This window comes from Frankia sp. QA3, assembly GCF_000262465.1.
Classification (GTDB): Bacteria; Actinomycetota; Actinomycetes; order Frankiales; family Frankiaceae; genus Frankia.
The window spans coordinates 4,970,720-4,983,821 of record NZ_CM001489.1 but is presented as its reverse complement, the minus strand read 5'-3'; the positions used below and the strand labels follow the sequence as shown (position 1 = coordinate 4,983,821).

At 73.5% G+C, this 13,102-nt stretch carries 12 protein-coding genes and 1 pseudogene; 7 read left to right on the top strand and 6 right to left on the bottom strand.

Going from position 1 to position 13,102, the window contains the following annotated elements:
* The first annotated feature begins 72 nt into the window (after positions 1–72).
* The 4 genes from FRAQA3DRAFT_RS20450 (at position 73) to FRAQA3DRAFT_RS20435 (ending at position 4,393) form a co-directional block, all read left to right on the top strand.
* Positions 73–873: a CPBP family intramembrane glutamic endopeptidase gene (locus FRAQA3DRAFT_RS20450; RefSeq protein WP_232291682.1), complete on the top strand. Its 801-nt coding sequence runs from the start codon at positions 73–75 to the stop codon at positions 871–873.
* 160 nt (positions 874–1,033) lie between these two features.
* Positions 1,034–2,602 (top strand): CYTH and CHAD domain-containing protein, encoded by a 1,569-nt coding sequence (locus FRAQA3DRAFT_RS20445; protein ID WP_009740956.1) that lies wholly within the window; start codon positions 1,034–1,036, stop codon positions 2,600–2,602.
* Positions 2,603–2,702: 100 nt separating this feature from the next.
* Positions 2,703–3,731 carry an aldo/keto reductase gene (locus FRAQA3DRAFT_RS20440; protein ID WP_009740955.1) on the top strand — a complete coding sequence of 343 codons (1,029 nt, stop codon included), beginning with the start codon at positions 2,703–2,705 and terminating at the stop codon, positions 3,729–3,731.
* A gap of 458 nt (positions 3,732–4,189) precedes the next feature.
* Positions 4,190–4,393, top strand: coding sequence for a cold-shock protein (locus tag FRAQA3DRAFT_RS20435; RefSeq protein ID WP_009740954.1), 204 nt, complete (start codon positions 4,190–4,192; stop codon positions 4,391–4,393).
* Positions 4,394–4,981: 588 nt separating this feature from the next.
* Here the strand turns inward: FRAQA3DRAFT_RS20435 and FRAQA3DRAFT_RS20430 are convergent.
* The gene (locus tag FRAQA3DRAFT_RS20430; RefSeq protein ID WP_009740953.1) at positions 4,982–6,073 is read right to left on the bottom strand and encodes an aspartate-semialdehyde dehydrogenase; all 1,092 of its coding nucleotides are present in this window, start codon (positions 6,071–6,073) and stop codon (positions 4,982–4,984) included.
* Positions 6,074–6,128: 55 nt separating this feature from the next.
* A complete protein-coding gene (locus FRAQA3DRAFT_RS20425; protein WP_035921262.1) occupies positions 6,129–7,400 on the bottom strand; it encodes an aspartate kinase in 1,272 nt (423 codons plus the stop codon).
* A gap of 331 nt (positions 7,401–7,731) precedes the next feature.
* Between FRAQA3DRAFT_RS20425 and FRAQA3DRAFT_RS20420 the strand changes: the two genes are divergently transcribed.
* Positions 7,732–8,316 carry a TerD family protein gene (locus tag FRAQA3DRAFT_RS20420; RefSeq protein WP_009740951.1) on the top strand — a complete coding sequence of 195 codons (585 nt, stop codon included), beginning with the start codon at positions 7,732–7,734 and terminating at the stop codon, positions 8,314–8,316.
* A 20-nt stretch (positions 8,317–8,336) separates the two neighbouring features.
* Positions 8,337–9,458, top strand: coding sequence for a zinc-dependent alcohol dehydrogenase family protein (locus FRAQA3DRAFT_RS20415; protein ID WP_009740950.1), 1,122 nt, complete (start codon positions 8,337–8,339; stop codon positions 9,456–9,458).
* Positions 9,459–9,517: 59 nt separating this feature from the next.
* Here the strand turns inward: FRAQA3DRAFT_RS20415 and FRAQA3DRAFT_RS20410 are convergent, their stop codons facing one another.
* A complete protein-coding gene (locus FRAQA3DRAFT_RS20410; protein ID WP_009740949.1) occupies positions 9,518–9,970 on the bottom strand; it encodes a hypothetical protein in 453 nt (150 codons plus the stop codon).
* Positions 9,971–10,606: 636 nt separating this feature from the next.
* Here FRAQA3DRAFT_RS20410 and FRAQA3DRAFT_RS20405 point away from each other — a divergent pair.
* Positions 10,607–11,215: a hypothetical protein gene (locus FRAQA3DRAFT_RS20405; RefSeq protein WP_009740948.1), complete on the top strand. Its 609-nt coding sequence runs from the start codon at positions 10,607–10,609 to the stop codon at positions 11,213–11,215.
* 38 nt (positions 11,216–11,253) lie between these two features.
* Here the strand turns inward: FRAQA3DRAFT_RS20405 and recR are convergent, their stop codons facing one another.
* From recR to FRAQA3DRAFT_RS36190, 3 genes and pseudogenes are all read right to left on the bottom strand, one after another.
* Positions 11,254–11,853 (bottom strand): recombination mediator RecR, encoded by a 600-nt coding sequence (gene recR / locus FRAQA3DRAFT_RS20400; RefSeq protein WP_009740947.1) that lies wholly within the window; start codon positions 11,851–11,853, stop codon positions 11,254–11,256.
* A gap of 15 nt (positions 11,854–11,868) precedes the next feature.
* A complete protein-coding gene (locus FRAQA3DRAFT_RS20395) occupies positions 11,869–12,360 on the bottom strand; it encodes a YbaB/EbfC family nucleoid-associated protein (protein WP_009740946.1) in 492 nt (163 codons plus the stop codon).
* Positions 12,361–12,381: 21 nt separating this feature from the next.
* A pseudogene (locus tag FRAQA3DRAFT_RS36190) lies at positions 12,382–13,102 on the bottom strand (hypothetical protein); the annotation flags it as partial.

Sequence of the window (13,102 nt, the reverse complement as noted above, 5' to 3'; positions counted from 1 at the left end):
TCGACCCGGCGGTGCGGACCGTCGGGTCGATCCGTGGTCGGGCCGCCCACCCGGGTGGGCTACGGTCGACCGGTGCCGGATGCCCCCCCGAAGGCGCCGGTCACGGCGGCCGAACCGCTCACCCGGCGGGTTCTGGCCGCCGAGGTCGGGCTCGTGCTCGGGGTCTCCTTCGCCGCCTCCGCGCTCTACGCGCTCATCCGCTACGTCGGCGTGCTCACCCGGCCGGGACCGGTCCGCGCCCAGGTCGCCCGGCTGAACACCTCGGCGGCGCCGGGCCGCCCGTGGCTCGATCTGGCCCTGCAGCTGGCCGACATCGTCACCGGGCTGGTGCCGGTGCTGCTGGCCGTGCACCTGCTGGGCCGCCACGGCGGCGGGCGGCGCGTGATCGGCCTCGACGGTCGGCACCCCCGCCCGGACCTCGCGCAGGGCGCCCTGCTCGCGGCCGGGATCGGTGGTCTCGGCCTCGGCTTCTACCTACTGGCCTGGCACAGCGGCGCCAACCTCACCGTCGCGCCGTCTAGCCTGCCCGACGTGTGGTGGCGGGTACCGGTCCTCGTGCTGAGCGCCTGCCAGAACGGCCTCGCCGAGGAGGTCATCGTCACCGGCTACCTGCTGGTGCGGCTGCGCGAGCTCGGGGTCGCGCCGGGGCGGGCGCTGGCGACCAGCGCGCTGCTGCGCGGTTCATACCACCTGTACCAGGGCCTGGGCGGATTCGCCGGCAACCTCGCGATGGGGCTGCTGTTCGCCCGGCTGTTCCAGCGCAACGGCCGGGTGCTACCGCTGGTGATCGCCCACTCCCTCATCGACACGGTGGCCTTCGTCGGCTATGTGCTCCTGGTCGGGAAGGTCTCCTGGATTCCCGCTCCGCGCTAAGGTTAACGGCAGGGAAACACGGGTCGTCTATCAGATGTCCGATGCTCATCTTCCCGGCCCTCCGACGGACTATCGGGCAACCACAAAGGTCTGGTGGGCATCGGTCGTCCGGGTGCGGGATGCACGCGGTGCGGGGCAAGTCACGAGGAGGGCGGGTCGGATGGCCACCGGGGTCCGTGAGATCGAACGCAAGTACGCCGTCGAGTCGACCTTCGTGCTGCCGAGGCTGAGCGCGGTGGCCGGGGTCGCGACCGCGCGCACCCGCCGGGCCGTCAGCCTCGAGGCCGTCTACTACGACACCGACGACCTGCGCCTCGCCCGCAACCGGATCACGCTGCGCCGGCGCACCGGCGGTTCCGACGCCGGCTGGCACCTGAAGCTGCCGGTCCGCGTCGGCGAGCGCGACGAACTGCAACTCCCGCTCGATGCCGCCGGCGGCGCGATCGAGGTGGCCGAGGGAGGCCGGCACACCCCACCGGCGGAGTTCGTCGATCTGGTGGCGGTGCACCTGCGCGGCGGCGAGCTGCGTCCGGTCGCCCGGCTGCGCACCCTGCGCACCGCCCGGCGGCTGCGCGACACTGCCGGAATCGACCTGGCCGAGGTCGTCGACGACCAGGTCTCCGCCCAGACGCTCGGCGAGACGACGGTTCTGAGCACCTGGCGGGAGATCGAGGTCGAGCTCGTCGACGGCAAGCCGGGCGTGCTCGACGACGTGGGCGACCTGCTGCTGGCGGCCGGCGCGGTCGTGGCGGCGGACTCCTCGAAGCTGGGCCGGCTGCTCGGCCCCGCACTCGCCGCCGGGCCCGGGCCGGACGTGCCCCCGCCGCCGCGCCGCCCGCGCCGGCGTACCCCGGCCGGCGAGGTCGTGCGGGCCTACCTCATCGAGCAGGTGCGCGCCCTGCTCGCCGCCGACCCGCGGGTGCGCCTCGACGAGCCCGAAGCCGTCCACCGGATGCGGGTGGCCTGCCGGCGGGCCCGCAGCACGCTGCGGACCTTCGCGCCGCTGTTCCCCGCCGACACGGTGACCCTGCTCGACGGGGAGCTGCGTGATCTGGCCGGCGCGCTGTCCGGCGCCCGGGACGCCGAGGTGCAGATCGCCTACTTCAACGGCCGGGTGGCCGAACTCCCCGCGGAACTGGTCGCCGGGCCCGTGCACGACACGGTCAGCGCACATCTCGGGACCGGGATGGCCGCGGCCCGCGAGGAGGCGCTGGCGATGCTGCGCAGCGACCGGTACTTCGCCCTCGTCGCCAGCCTGCTCACCCTGGTCCGCGCGCCGCTGACCGGCGCGGCGCGGCGCCCGGCCGGCAAGGTCCTGCCCGACCTCGTCCGCCGCGCCGACCGGCGGCTGGGCAAGAAGGTGGCCGCCGCGGCCGGGCTCGCGGTCGGCCATGACCGGGACGAGCTGCTGCACTCCGCGCGCAAGCAGGCCAAGCGGCTGCGCTACGCCGCCGAGGCGGTGACCTCGCTGTACGGCCAGGACGCGACGGCGCTGGTTGGCCAGGCGGAGCGGGCGCAGGAGCTGCTCGGCACGCACCAGGACGCCACCGTCGCGCGAGACCTCCTGCGGGGCTGGGGGGTCACCGCCCAGGCCCAGGGCGACCCCACCGCGTTCACGCTCGGGGTGCTGCTCGGGTTGGAGGAGTGCCGCGGGCGGCTGGCCGAACGGGACTTCTTCGACGCCTGGCCGCGGATCTCGGCCGCCCGGTACCGCCGCTGGCTCGTCTGAGCGGCCCGGGGCGGGGCGTCCGTCGTCGCGTCTGGCGGCCGGGGGGCGGGTAGCCTGCGGTCGACCCCGCCTTCGTCCTCGGTGCCGCAGGAGGCTCGCGATGACCACGTCGACCACGCTCCCGACGACGCCGCTCGGCCCGACGGGGATGCAGATCACCCGGGTGGGGTTCGGGGCCTGGGCGATCGGTGGAGCGGGCTGGGCCTTCGGCTGGGGTGCCCAGGACGACGCAGAGGCGGTCGCGGCGATCCGTCACGCCGTCGCCGTGGGGATCAACTGGATCGACACCGCCGCCGTCTACGGGCTCGGGCACTCCGAGGAACTCGTCGCCCGGGCGCTCGCCGACATCCCCGCGGCCGAGCGGCCCTACGTGTTCACCAAGTGCGGCCTGGTCTGGGATGACGCCGACCCGACCGTCCCGCCGGCCCGGGTGGGCGCCCCGGCGTCGATCCGGGCCGAGGTCGACGCCTCGCTGCGCCGGCTCGGCGTCGACCGCATCGACCTGTACCAGCTGCACTGGCCGCCGCAGGACGGCACGCCGATCACCGACTCCGTCGGGACCCTGCACGAGCTGCGCGCCGCCGGCAAGATCCGTTCGGTGGGGGTGTCGAACTTCTCCGTCGACCAGCTCGAGCAGGCCGCGGCGGCCGGCGGCGTGGACGTGCTCCAGCCGCCCTTCTCCCTGATCGACCGCGCTGTCGCCGCCGAGATCCTGCCGTATGCCGCCGCCCACGGCATCGGCACGATCGTCTACAGCCCGATGCAGTCCGGGCTGCTCTCCGGCCGCTGGAGCACGAAGCGGACCGCCGAGCTGCCGGCCGACGACTGGCGGCGCCAGGCTCCCGAATTCAACCCGCCGGCCCTGGAACGCAACCTCGCGCTCGTCGACGTGCTCGCCGAGGTGGCCCGCCGGCACGCGACGACGGTCGCCGCCGCCGCGGTCGCCTGGACGCTGGCCTTTCCCGGGGTGAGTGGCGCCATCGTCGGGGCCCGCCGCCCGGACCAGCTCGACGGCTGGCTGCCGGCCGGCTCGCTGACCCTCACCGACGCCGATCTCACCGAGATCGCCGCCGCGGTCGAGCGACTCTCGGCCGGCCGCGGTCCGCTGCGCCCCGTCGGCGACGCCTAGCCGTCCGCTCCGGTCCGGCGTCGGGCCCGGGCGGCCCTGGCGGTGGTGGGCCCCTTCGTGATCCGTGATGTGGCCTCGGCCGTGGTCGGATCGAAAGCCTTCGTCAGTCACCCGTCCGAGTTGCCACGTCTGGGCCATCCACCGGCCAGTTGGCGCCGCAGGCTGTCCACGCTGGGAAATCCCTGTCAGCTCGACGGATTGCGGGATGGCTCGGGTGGACTCGCCTGCGGCCGGACCAGCGGCGTTGTTCTGTTACCGGGGCATGAAGTGGACTTCCTTGCTCGGAGGACTCCCGCGAAGCCCTCCGTCCGTGTAGCGTCGTCCCTGGCCGGAGTTCGCCGGTTCGCGCCTCAACCGAGACGCGGCGGAACAGCGCCAGGATCTCTTGTGGCTTCCTGGCGTTCGGTCCGGGGCCCGCGCGGTGCGGGTCCTGACTGCACCAGCAGGGAGAACGGCACGTGGCTCAGGGCACGGTGAAGTGGTTCAACTCGGAGAAGGGCTTCGGCTTCATCTCCGTGGACGGCGGCGGCTCCGACGTCTTCGTTCACTACAGCGCGATTCAGATGGACGGCTACAAGGCACTTGAGGAGGGCCAGCGGGTCGAGTTCCAGGTGACCCAGGGTCAGAAGGGTCCGCAGGCCGACGCCGTCCGCGTCGTCTGAGCCACGAGAGACTTCACGGTCAGCCCGCCCAACGGGTGCTTCGCTGGGCGGGCTGACCGCTTCTCCGCGTCGTTCGTCACGTCACGTCGCGGAGGCGGTTCCACGACTGCTCGATCGTGCCGGACATCTCGTTTCCCCGGCTCTGTCGGGTGTGTCGCATCGATCGGACGCTTCTCCAGCAGGCACCTTTCCCCGGACCGGTAGGGAAAGCCTGGCCTTCGGTGTCCCACCGCCGAGACTGGTCGATCTGCCTTCATGCGGGTCGCCACGTTTTGCCGGTCGGCACGATTTCGTGACCGATCGCAGCCGGGATGACAGCTGTTCGTGTAAAGCCAGGTAACCGCATCCCGGTTCTCCGACCGATCGTTCTCGGTCTTCGCTTGAGGCTCTCCTTGGCCGTCAAAGATTAAAGGTTGCTAAGGAAACTGCCGAAAAGCGAATGTGCGGCGCCGGCGCGCCCCGATCAATCGCGGCTTGGTGTGGATGTCACGCCGGTTCGTGACAGGCCGGCCGCGCCTTGGCGCACGCGCCGGCCCATCACCTCGCCCCGCCGGTCCGGGGTCAGCCGGTCCGGGGTCAGCCGGTCCGTCAGCCGGCCGCCGGCGCCTCCTCCTGCCCAGCGACGAGCAGCTCGGCGATCTGCAGAGTGTTCAGCGCCGCTCCCTTGCGCAGGTTGTCCCCGCAGAGGAACAGCGCGATCTCATGCGGGTCGTCAGGTGACTGCCGGATCCGCCCCACCCAGGTGGGATCGGTGCCCACCACGTCCGAGGGGGTGGGGAACTCGCCTGCGGACGGGTCGTCCACCACGGCGACCCCGGGCGCGCCGAGCAGCACCGCGCGGGCCTCGTCGGCCGTGACGGGCCGCACGAAGCGGGCGTGCACCGCGACGGCATGGGTGGTGATCACCGGCACCCGCACGCAGGTCGCCGAGACCCGCAGCTCCGGCAGGCCCAGGATCTTGCGGGACTCGTTGCGGACCTTGAACTCCTCCGACGACCAGCCGCCGTCGCGCAGCGACCCGGCCCACGGCACCACGTTGAGGGCCAGCGGCGCGGGGAACGGGCCGAGGCCCTCCTCGCCGATCGCCTTGCGCACGTCGCCGGCCGTCTGGCCGAGCTCCCGCGTCCCACCGACGGTGGCGAGCTGGTCGTAAAGGGTGTCGATGCCGGCCTGCCCGGCGCCGCTGGCGGCCTGGTAGGAGGCGGCGAACATCGACTCCAGGCCGAACGCCCGGTGCAGCGCGCCGAGTGCGACGATCATCGACAGGGTCGTGCAGTTCGGGTTGGCGATGATGCCCCGCGGGCGGGCACCGATCTGGTCGGCGTTGACCTCGGGGACGACCAGCGGGACGTCGTCGTCCATCCGGAAGGCGCCCGAGTTGTCGACCGCGACCGCGCCGCGCGCCGCCGCCACCGGCGCCCACTGCGCCGACACCTCGTCGGGGACGTCGAACACGGCGACGTCCACGCCGTCGAAGACCTCCGGCGAGAGCACCTGCACGGCGACGTCCGCGCCGCGCACCCGCACGGTGCGTCCGGCCGAGCGGGCGGAGGCCACGGGCCGGATCTCCCCCCAGACGTCCGGGCGCTCGGCGAGCATCGACAGCATCACCGTGCCGACCGCTCCGGTCGCGCCCACCACCGCGAGGGTCGGCCGCCGGCCGGCCTCGTTGCCCGTCATGCCCCATCCTCCCGGTCGCCCATGATCAGTGCCTTGCCGCCTGCAACCAGTGTCTTCATCGGCCGGTGCCCGCGTAGACGACCGCCGCCCCGCCGTCGGGGTCGCCGAGCTCGAAGGCGCCGTGCACGGCGCGCACCGCCCCCGGCAGATCGGTGTCGCGCACCACCACCGAGATCCGGATCTCCGAGGTGGAGATGATCTCCACGTTGACGCCGGCGTCGGCGAGCGCGCCGAAGAACCGCGCCGACACCCCCGGGTGCGACTTCATCCCGGCGCCGATCAGCGACAGCTTGCCGATGTGGTCGTCGTAGAGGGTCCGCTCGAAGCCGATCTCGCTCTGCACCTTCGCCAGCGCCGTCAGCGCCGTCCGCCCGTCGGCCTTGGGCAGGGTGAAGGAGATGTCGGTGCGGCCGGAGCCCGCGACCGAGCCGACCTGGACGATCATGTCGAGGTTGACGTCCGCGTCCGCGACGGCCCGGAACACCGCCGCCGCCACCCCCGGCTTGTCCGGGCAGCCGACGACCGTCACCTTCGCCTCGCTGACGTCGTGCGCGACGCCGCGGATGATGGCCTGTTCCACGAGCTGTGCCTCCGGAATCTCGGTGACCCACGTGCCCGGCTTCGAGGAGAACGACGAGCGGACATGCACGGGGACGCTGTAGCGACGCGCGTACTCGACGCATCGCAGCATGAGGACCTTGGCGCCGCAGGCCGCCATCTCCAGCATCTCCTCGTAGGAGATCGTGTCGATGCGGCGGGCGTCCGGGACGATGCGCGGATCGGCGCTGAACACGCCGTCGACGTCGGTGTAGATCTCGCACGCGTCGGCCCGCAATGCCGCGGCGAGCGCGACCGCGGTCGTGTCCGAGCCGCCCCGACCCAGGGTGGTGATGTCCTTGGTGTCCTGGCTGACGCCCTGGAAGCCGGCGACGATCGCGATCGCGCCCTCGTCGAGCGCGGCCCGGATCCGTCCCGGCGTGACGTCGATGATGCGGGCCTTGCCGTGCACCGAGTCCGTGATGACACCGGCCTGGGAGCCGGTGAACGACCGGGCCTCGGCGCCGAGGGTGGTGATCGCCATCGCCAGCAGGGCCATCGAGATCCGCTCCCCGGCGGTGAGGAGCATGTCGAGCTCGCGGGCGGGCGGCAGGGGCGACACCTGCTCGGCGAGGTCGAGCAGCTCGTCGGTCGTGTCACCCATGGCGCTCACCACGACCACCACGTCATTGCCGGCGCGGCGCGCCTCGACGACACGCTCGGCGACTCGTTTGATGCGGTCCGCGTCGGCAACGGAGGATCCACCGAACTTCGCGACCAGGAGCGCCATGGCAGCCAGGTTACCGAGCGCTGACACCTGCCCGCTCCGCTCGACGGGGATTGCTCGTATGTGACCTGGACACACGTCTGCGCAGCGTGCCCGGGGTCCGACCCGCCGCAACGCTGTCGTCCCGACGACGGCACGCTGGGCGGATCCGATCCGTTGTGCCAGGGTGACGGCACGGTCGGCACCGGCGGCGCCCAATTCCGGACCGGGCGCCCGACTCCATACCGACAGCTCCGTAGCGACATCGCCACAATGTCATACCGACCGCGTCCCACACGCGGTTCCATGCGATGGTCCCCGACGCCGAGGACCAGCCCAGGAAGGACGATCCGCAATGGCAGTCAGCCTCGCCAAGGGTGGCAACGTCAGCCTCACGAAGCAGGCCGCGGAGGCCGGCACCGCCCAGCTCACCGCGCTGAACGTCGGGCTCGGCTGGGATGCCCGCACCACCACCGGCACCGACTTCGACCTCGACGCATCGGCCATCGGCCTGCGGGCGGACGGCAAGGCCCTCAACGACAGCTACTTCATTTTCTTCAACAACCTCGCCTCGCCCGAGGGTGCGATCACCCTGACCGGCGACAACAAGACCGGTCAGGGCGAGGGTGACGACGAGTCCATCATCATCAACCTGCCCACGGTGCCCGCCGAGATCGACCGGATCGTCGTCCCGGTGTCCATCTACGACGCGGTGAGCCGTAGCCAGAACTTCGGCCAGGTGCGCAACGCCTACATCCGGGTCGTCGACCAGAGCGGCAACGAACTGGTCCGTTACGACCTGTCCGAGGACTACTCCACCGAGACGGTCGTGATCTTCGGAGAGGTCTACCGCAGCGGCGCCGACTGGAAGTTCCGGGCCGTCGGCCAGGGCCACAACGACCTCGGTGGCCTGGCGCGCGACCACGGCGTCAGCGTCTGAGCCGCGGGCCGGGTTGCGCCATGCGAGCCTGGCAGGTCGTCGCGCCGGGACCGATGGACACCCGGCCGCTGCGCGCGGCTGAGCTGCCGGTGCCCGAACCGGGGCCGGGGCAGGTCCGGCTGCGCGTCGAGGCGTGCGGCGTGTGCCGCACCGACCTTCACCTCGCCGAGGGCGACCTCGTGCCGCACCGGCCGCGCACCGTGCCGGGGCACGAGGTGGTCGGCCGGGTCGACGCGATCGGCCCCGGGGTGACGGTGGCCCCGGACGCCGATCCGGCCGCGCCCCCCGGCGCCGAGCTCGGCGCCGGGGGTCCCCGCGGCGCCGACGGGGCGGGCGTCGGGCCCGGGGCGGGCGTCGGGGTCGGGGTCGGGCCGCGCGGGGTGCGCCTCGGCGATCGGCTGGGCGTGGCGTGGCTCGCCTCGACCGACGGGACCTGCGTCTACTGTGCCCGCGGCGCGGAGAATCTCTGCCCGGCGTCGACCTACACCGGATGGGATGTCGACGGCGGGTACGCCGAGTACGTCTGCGTCCGCGCCGACTACGCCTATCGGCTGCCCGCCGGCTACAGCGACGCGGAGCTCGCCCCGCTGCTGTGCGCCGGCATCGTCGGCTACCGGGCGCTGCGGCGGGCGGAGCTGCCGCCCGGCGGCCGGCTGGGCATCTACGGCTTCGGCGCTTCCGCCCATCTCGCCGCCCAGGTGGCGATCGCCCAGGGGGCGCGGGTCCACGTGATGACCCGGTCGGCCCGGGCCCGCGCCCTGGCCCTCGACCTCGGCGCCGCCTGCGCGACGGGGGCGTACGACGCGCCCCCCGAGCCGCTGGACGCCGCGGTGCTGTTCGCGCCGGTGGGCGAGCTGGTGCCGGTGGCGCTCGCGGCGCTCGACCGCGGCGGCACGCTGTCGGTGGCGGGCATCCACCTCAGCGACATCCCGCCGTTGGTCTATGCCGACCACCTGTTCCAGGAGCGTGACCTGCGCAGCACGACCGCGAACACCCGGGCCGACGGCGCGGAGTTCCTCGCCATCGCCGCCGAGCACCGGCTGGCGGTGACGGTGTCGCCCTACCCGCTCGCCGCCGCCGACCGGGCCCTGGCCGACCTCGCCGCCGACCAGGTCACGGGTGCGGCCGTCCTCCTGCCCTGACGGCGCCGCCGGGCCCGGATCAGGCCCGGACCCGGCTGGTCAGGCCCGGGCCCGGCTGGTCAGGTGGCGCGGGCGGGCAGCCGCCGCAGCAGCACCGTGCCCGCGACGGTGAGGGCCGCGGCCGTCGCCACCTCGCGGGGCAGCCGGTGGCGGGCCTCGTTCTGGATCTTCTCGTGGAAGCGGTCGAACCGGCTCGGCCACGGGCTGGAGCCGACGAAGTAGCGGCCCACCTTGTCGGTGTCGGGCAGGCAGGCGCCGGTCATGCCGGCGAGGACGGCCAGCCGCCGCCCGGCCGGGGCCGACGCGGTCAGCAGCGCCATGGCGGCGAGCCCGGCGACCCCGTCGCGGCGCGCGATCGGCAGCCACTCCGGCTCGGTGTTCGGGCCGGTGCCCCAGTGCGGCAGCGCGTCCATGACGAGATGCGAGAGGAATCCCGCGGCCAGGGCCGGCACGGGATGCCGGATCGCCATACCCACGAAGGCGCCCGCGCCGACATGCGAACTGATGATCATACGGTGGACCTCCTGGTGGACGGTGCGGACCGGCCGGCGGTGACGGCCGGTCCGGCGCGGCCGGCGGGCGGCGTGCGAGGTGCGGGCGAGGCCACGCCACAACCGGCTGCCTCTAACCTTGCCGCTGCGCTGCACGCCGGCTGACCGCGGGGTCGGCATCGGGCCTGGTACCGACCCTCGCCGTGGTCGGTGTGTGGTCTGGTGGATCGCCTCGAGACCGGACGTTTCGGGCATATGCACGTGCGGAAGCCCTGCTGGATGGACGTTCGGACGGGATCGCCGACGCGCGTTCCGACGCCAGTGCGGACGCGTGACCCGAAGCGAACGCGGAAGCGCGGGCGGAGGGGATCGCGGACGCGCGCGCACATGCGCGGGCGAGTGCAGATGATGGGCGCTTGGGCGCGCGGCGTAGCATCTGGGTGCATAGCGCAGCGAGGCGTTGCAGATCCACGCACAGACGGTCGGCGGTGACCGAGTCCAATAGCGGAAAGTGACCGCATTTGCGGACGGTGACCGGGGCAGTGAGGAGGTGTCGGATGATCTCCAGCGGGAAGTTCGGTCCACCCGGGGGCGCGCGGGGCCGGAGGGGGGCGGGCCCGGGTTGTGGGGAGGCACACAGGCACCTGCGCGGCCTGGATGGATAGGTGGATCCGTGGCGTACGAACCTGTCACCTACGCGATGCCTGTGATCTCGAAGCCGCCCTGCCGCCGGGCGTCGTCATCTCGGTGGCGTGGCGGTTGGACGGCGCCGGTCGGATCATCGGCGGGATGCTGCCCCGTGGGCATCCGCAGGGTGGCCCGCAGGGCAAGCGGGTCCTGCACGGGGAGGGCGTCTGGGCGGCCGAGATGTTCCCCCGGGACCGGGAGATCACCGCGGAGCTCGACCTGGTCGAGCCCGGTTCCGCGGCCCGCCCCGCCCGGCTCGTCGTGCACGGCCCGGAGCGGGACATCATCGGCTACGTGGACCAGCCGTGGCTGCCCGCCGACCGGTTGGCCCGGCTGACGACCGGCATGCGGCGCGACGCCCGCCAGATCCGAGTCCGGGCGGCCGGCCGGATCTGGTGGATCAGGGCGACGAAGGTCTTCGGCGTGCGGGTCGTCCGCGACCACGGCGTGGACGTCTACCGCACCCGCGGCCTGCACGCCGTGTTCAGCGCCGATGCGGATCACCTCGACGTCAGCGTCGTCCTGCTGACCCTGGCCTCGATCCCCAGCTCGACGTACGCGCCCATCCTCGGCTTCTGACCGGCCGGCGGATCACCCGGGCCGGCGCCTGCCAGCCGTCAGGCGTTGACGACCCGGCGTCCCTCGAAGGCGCGGCCGAGGGTCACCTCGTCGGCCCATTCCAGGTCGCCGCCCATCGGCAGGCCGCTGGCCAGCCGGGTGACCCGCAGCCCCATCGGCCCGATCTGGCGGGCGAGGTAGGACGCGGTGACCTCACCTTCGGTGTTCGGGTCGGTGGCGAGGATCAGCTCCGTCACCGTGCCGTCGGCCAGCCGTGCGATGAGCTCGCGGATGTGCAGGTCGTCGGGCCCGACGCCGCCGATCGGATTGATCGCTCCACCGAGCACGTGGTACCGGCCGCGGAACTCCCGGGTGCGCTCGATCGCGACGACGTCCTTGGGCTCCTCGACCACGCAGATCAGGGCCTGGTCGCGGCGGGGATCGGCGCAGATCCGGCACAGCTCCGACTGGGCGACGTTGAAGCAGCTCCGGCAGAACCGGACCTTGTCCTTGACCTCGGTCAGCGCGGTCGCCAGCCGGCGGACGTCCACCGGGTCGGCGGCCAGCAGGTGGAACGCGATCCGCTGGGCGCTTTTGGGGCCGATGCCGGGCAGCCGCCCGAGTTCGTCGATCAGGTCCTGGACGATGCCCTCGTACATCGGTGCTCCCGCCCGTCAGCCCAGTCCGGGACGGCCGGGACCGCGCGGCACCGCGCCGCCTCCGGCCAGCAGCCCGCCGAGATCACCCAGCCCGCCGAGCGCCCCACCGGCCCCGCCGGCAGCGGCAGCCCCGCCGAGCCCGCCGGCGCCCAGCCCACCCGTGAGCGAGCCCATCCGCTCCGCGGCGAGCCGGTGCGCGTTGGTGGTCGCGTCGCGGACCGCCGCGAGGATCAGATCGGCGAGCGTCTCGGTGTCCTCGGGATCGACCGCCTCCGGGCTGATCGTCAGGTCGACGAGCTCGCCGCCGCCGTTGACGGTGGCCCGGACCAGGCCGCCCCCGGCCGTGCCGTCCACCCGGGCGGAGGCGAGCTCCTCCTGGGCCGACAGGAGCGCGGCCTGCATCTTCTGCGCCTGCTGGAGGATCTGCCCCAGGTGGGCCCCACCCCCGGCGGACAGTCCACCGCCGGCCGGAGTCCCATCACCGGCGGGGGTCTGCGGGTTCGACATGTCGATGAGCCTACGTTGCTGTCAGCTTGTCGGGATCTGTTCGATGACCGTGGCGCCGAGCCCGGTCCGCAGCAGGGACATCGCCGCCTCCGCACCGCCGCGTGCCCCGCCTGCCTGGCCCGGGGCGTCGTCGTCGTCGAGGGACGGCTCGTCGTTGACCACCGGTGCGACAGCCGTGCCGCCACCCCCGGCCGAACCATGCCCACCGGCCCCGCCCTGGCCACTGCCCGCCCAGCCGGTGCCACCCCGACTTGACCCGTTCCAGTCGGCGCCACCCTGGCCGGTGTTCGGGAGGGGAGCGAAGCCTCCCGGGCCGCGACCATCCTGGTCGCCGCCGCTCAGGCCGCCGCGACGCTCCCCGGCCCACCCCGGGGCGCCTGTGCCCTGGTCGGGTCCACCCCCACCAGCGGCACCCCCACCAGCGGCACCTTGACCGGCGGCACCTTGACCGGCGGCACCTTGACCGGCGGTGTGTTGGCCCGCGCCGCTCCAGCCGGCGCTGTTCTGACCGGCGCTGTTCTGACCGGCGGTGGGCGCACCGACGTCGCGCTGTCCGACGATGCCGTGAGCGGCGCCGGGACCCTGGCCGCGGTCGGCGAAGCGGGCGCCGCCGCTGCCGCCGTCCGCGCTGTGTTCGTGGGCCGGCGGGGTGGGCTCGGGGTATCGGCGGTTGTCGCCGCCCTGGCCCGGATGATGATCCTCGGCCGGCGCCCCGCCGGGGCCGCGCCAGCCGTTGTCGGCG

Excerpts from the sequence above, each read along its gene's own strand:
- FRAQA3DRAFT_RS20415 (WP_009740950.1), top strand. The coding sequence starts at position 8,337 with ATGCGAGCCTGGCAGGTCGTCGCGCCGGGACCGATGGACACCCGGCCG.
- FRAQA3DRAFT_RS20430 (WP_009740953.1), bottom strand. The coding sequence starts at position 6,073 with ATGACGGGCAACGAGGCCGGCCGGCGGCCGACCCTCGCGGTGGTGGGC.
- FRAQA3DRAFT_RS20445 (WP_009740956.1), top strand. The coding sequence starts at position 1,034 with ATGGCCACCGGGGTCCGTGAGATCGAACGCAAGTACGCCGTCGAGTCG.
- FRAQA3DRAFT_RS20395 (WP_009740946.1), bottom strand. The coding sequence starts at position 12,360 with ATGTCGAACCCGCAGACCCCCGCCGGTGATGGGACTCCGGCCGGCGGT.
- FRAQA3DRAFT_RS20405 (WP_009740948.1), top strand. The coding sequence starts at position 10,607 with ATGGATAGGTGGATCCGTGGCGTACGAACCTGTCACCTACGCGATGCC.
- FRAQA3DRAFT_RS20410 (WP_009740949.1), bottom strand. The coding sequence starts at position 9,970 with ATGATCATCAGTTCGCATGTCGGCGCGGGCGCCTTCGTGGGTATGGCG.
- FRAQA3DRAFT_RS20425 (WP_035921262.1), bottom strand. The coding sequence starts at position 7,400 with ATGGCGCTCCTGGTCGCGAAGTTCGGTGGATCCTCCGTTGCCGACGCG.
- recR (WP_009740947.1), bottom strand. The coding sequence starts at position 11,853 with ATGTACGAGGGCATCGTCCAGGACCTGATCGACGAACTCGGGCGGCTG.
- FRAQA3DRAFT_RS20440 (WP_009740955.1), top strand. The coding sequence starts at position 2,703 with ATGACCACGTCGACCACGCTCCCGACGACGCCGCTCGGCCCGACGGGG.
- FRAQA3DRAFT_RS20420 (WP_009740951.1), top strand. The coding sequence starts at position 7,732 with ATGGCAGTCAGCCTCGCCAAGGGTGGCAACGTCAGCCTCACGAAGCAG.